General features: G+C 74.4%; 2 protein-coding genes and 1 pseudogene. 2 read left to right on the forward strand and 1 reads right to left on the reverse strand.

From position 1 onward, the window contains the following. The coding region (locus Acit_RS12535) for a TlpA family protein disulfide reductase (RefSeq protein ID WP_248109389.1) at positions 1-540 on the forward strand (540 nt) is incomplete at its 5' end. A gap of 7 nt (positions 541-547) precedes the next feature. Here the strand turns inward: Acit_RS12535 and merA are convergent. After that, complete coding sequence (gene merA / locus Acit_RS12540; protein WP_248109390.1) at positions 548-1,933, reverse strand: mercury(II) reductase; 1,386 nt, start codon at positions 1,931-1,933, stop codon at positions 548-550. Between the two features lie 234 nt (positions 1,934-2,167). On the opposite strand from merA, the pseudogene Acit_RS12545 reads away from it, so the two are divergent. Further along, positions 2,168-3,267, forward strand: a pseudogene (locus Acit_RS12545) (hypothetical protein); the annotation flags it as partial.

A 3,267-nucleotide genomic window follows, 5' to 3' on the forward strand; every position in this document is an offset into this window, starting at 1 on the left:
ACCGCCCGGCCCGCCCCGGCCAACACCTCGCAGACCGTCGTCCCCGGGGTCGCCACCACCACCAACCCCCCAGGAGCACCCACCGGCAGCGCCGCGCCCAGCGCCCCCTACACCACCCCCCAAGGCACCACCCAGACCCTCGCCGCCTACCAAGGCAAACCCCTCATGGTCTGGTTCGTCGCCGGGGGATGCGCCAGCTGCGCCATCAGCATCCCCACCATCGCCCACCACCTCGCCCAGCTCCGAGCCGACGGGATCCAAGTCCTCACCCTCGGGCTCCCCGAATGGTTCGCCCCCGGGCGCACCGGGCTCGCCCAACTCCTCGCCTTCGGCCGAGCCGCCGCCGGCCGAACAGTCCCCCAGCCCGGCTGGGCCTGGGGCATGCCCAGCACCGCCTTGGTCCGAGCCTTCGACCCCTCAGGCACCCCCGACGTCTACTACCTCCTCGGACCCCACGGGCACGTCCGCTACCACAACAGCGTCCCCGCCAGCACCATCACCCAACTCCTCACCCACGCCAAACGCCTCGCCACCACCTGAGCGCGCATCACGCCGCGCAGCACGAGAGCTGACGGACGTCGGTGCGGAAGCTCTGGGCCGCCAGCTTCAGTGCCTCGCCCATCGTCAGGTATGGCGCCCAGGTCCCCGCCAGGTCGTCGACCGCCATGCCGGCCCGCAGGGCATAGGTGGCGGCCAGGATGACCTCGCCGGCCTGGGCGGCAGCCACATGGACCCCGAGGACCCGGCCGCTTCCCGCCTCGGCGACCACCTTCACCACGCCCCGGGTGTCCCGAGCCACGATCGCCCGAGGCACGGCGTCGAGCGGCAGGACCCGGCAACGGCAGGGGATGCCGGCGGCCGCCGCTTGGGCGTCGGTCAGGCCGACCGAAGCCAGGGCGGGGCTCGTGAAGGTCACCCGGGGCAAGGTGGCGAGGTCGAGGGGGTGTTCGCCACCGTCGAAGGCGTTCTCCACCATGGCCGTGCCCTGGGCAGCCGCCAAGTAGACGTACTGGGGCCCGCCGGTCACGTCACCGGCCGCCCAGATCCGGGGGTGGGCGCTGCGCAGGCGCCCGTCCACCGGTACCTCCCCCCTTGGCCCGAGGGCCACGCCCACCTCGGGCAGGCCGAGCTCGGCGCTCCGGGGGCGCCGTCCGGTGGCCATGAGGAGGGCGTCCGCCCGGACCTCCCGTCCGTCGCGGGTGCGGACCCGCACGCCGTCGCCAGCCCGACCGACCTCGGCCACCTCGGCACCCGTCTCGACCCGGATCCCCTCGCTCGCGAGGGCCTCGGCGAGGACGGCGGAGAGCTCGGGCTCTTCCGCCGGTGCCAGCCGGTCGAGGGCTTCGAGCACGGTCACCTCGACCCCGAGCCGGGAGAAGGCCTGCCCGAGCTCGAGGCCCACGGCGTTGCCCCCGACGACGACGAGCGACCCGGGCAGGGCGGAGAGGGCCAGAGCACTCGTCGAGGTCAGGTACTCCACGGTGTCGAGGCCCGGCACCGGCGGCACGAAGGGGGCTGCGCCGGTGGCCACCAGGTAGTGGGCGGCCTCCACGCGCTCCCCTTCGATCTCCAGGGTCGGACCGGCGACGAACCGGGCCCGGCCCCGGCGCAGCTCGAAGCCGTAGGCCTCGACGAGATCCTCGTACTTCTCCCGCCGGAGCTCGCCGACCAGCTCGTCCTTGCCGGCCACCAGGGCAGCAGCGTCCGTCGGCCGGGCCTCGGTGCGAATCCCCGGGAAGCGAGCCTCGGCTGCCACCCGCCGGGCCTCGGCCGCCGCCAGCAGGGCCTTCGAGGGGATGCAGCCCACGTTCACGCAGGTCCCCCCGAGGGTTCCCTGCTCCGCCATCACCACACGCAAGCCCCGCCGCCGGGCGGCGATGGCGGCGGCGAACCCGGCGGAACCCGAGCCCACGATGGCCAGGTCGTAGTCCATGGAAACCCTCCTTAGATTTGGATATCCGAATACTACTGAGGAATGTCGGTGTCGGTGGGCGCAGCGGCACCGATCCGACAGGCCACGAGCGCTGATCCCCACCACGGACGACGGTGTGCGCCCAACGTGGCGAAAACCCTCACGCGGTGTCTTCGGTGGGGCGGAGGGCCGGTCGAGAACCGGGCCATGGAGCCGGGTGCGACGGCGGACGGGTGGGGTGCCACGGGGTCGGCGATGCCGGCGGGCCCCGCGGGTCGGGCGACACCGCCCGACGAATGCCCGGCAGGGCGGGTCGGCCGCGCTTCGCCCTGGCCCCGGCTGGTCCTGGCGCTCCTCGGCGTCCTGGGCCTCCTGGGCGGGGTGGGGCTCCTCGGCGCACGGGCTTCCCACCGGGCGCCCTCGCCCCAGCTGGCCGCCCCGGCCCGCTCGGACAGTTGGCCGAGGACCTCGAGCGGCCAGGCCGGCATCCTGCCGCCGGCGAACCCGCCGGCCAACATCCCCCCGAACCCCGACCTGCTCGCCATCTGCAGCCCGAGCGGCTACGACGACTCGGCGGCCTGCGTGGACGCCGCGGTGAAGGCCATCGACAACGCCCGCAGCCAAGAGGGCCTCCCGGGCATCGAGCTGCCGGGCAACTGGTACCAGTTGACCCCCGCCGAGCAGCTCTTCGTGGCGACGAACCTGGAGCGGACCGTGCGGGGGTTGCCGCCCATGGCCGGGCTCACCAGCGCCCTCGACCAAGCCGCCGCGACCGGCGCCGCCCAGGGCGCTGACCCCGAGCCCCCGGCCGGCTACCCGGCGAGCGCCTGGGGCTCGAACTGGGCCGGGGGGCTCTCGAACCCCTTGGAGGTCGTCTACTACTGGATGTACGACGACGGGCCGGGCTCCCCGAACGTCGCCTGCCCGAACGCCGGCGCCCCGGGCTGCTGGGGGCACCGGGACAACGTCCTCATGGAGGTCTCCTGCCAGGACTGCGTCATGGGGGCCGCCTTCGACTCGACCGGCTGGCAGGGCGGGCCCTCCTGGGCGGAGTTGCTCGTCGAGACCAGCGGATCGGACCCGACCAGCTTCTCCTGGAGCGCCGAGACCCGGGCCAGCACCGGGCCGGCCGTCTCCCCCTCAGCCACGGTCGCTGCCGCTCCCGATCCCGGTGGCTCGGGGCTCTGGACGGTCAGCGCCGCCGGCGCCGTCAGCGCCCTCGGGGGCGCGCCGAACGAGGGGGACATGGCCTCCGACGGCTTCACCGGCCTCAGTGGCCCCCACCCCCTCGCCGCCCCCATCGTCGGCATCGCCCCCACCCCAAGCGGCCAGGGCTACTGGCTCGTCGCCCAAGA

It is taken from the genome of Aciditerrimonas ferrireducens, assembly GCF_023130475.1.
GTDB classification, from domain to species: Bacteria; Actinomycetota; Acidimicrobiia; order Acidimicrobiales; family UBA8190; genus Aciditerrimonas; species Aciditerrimonas ferrireducens.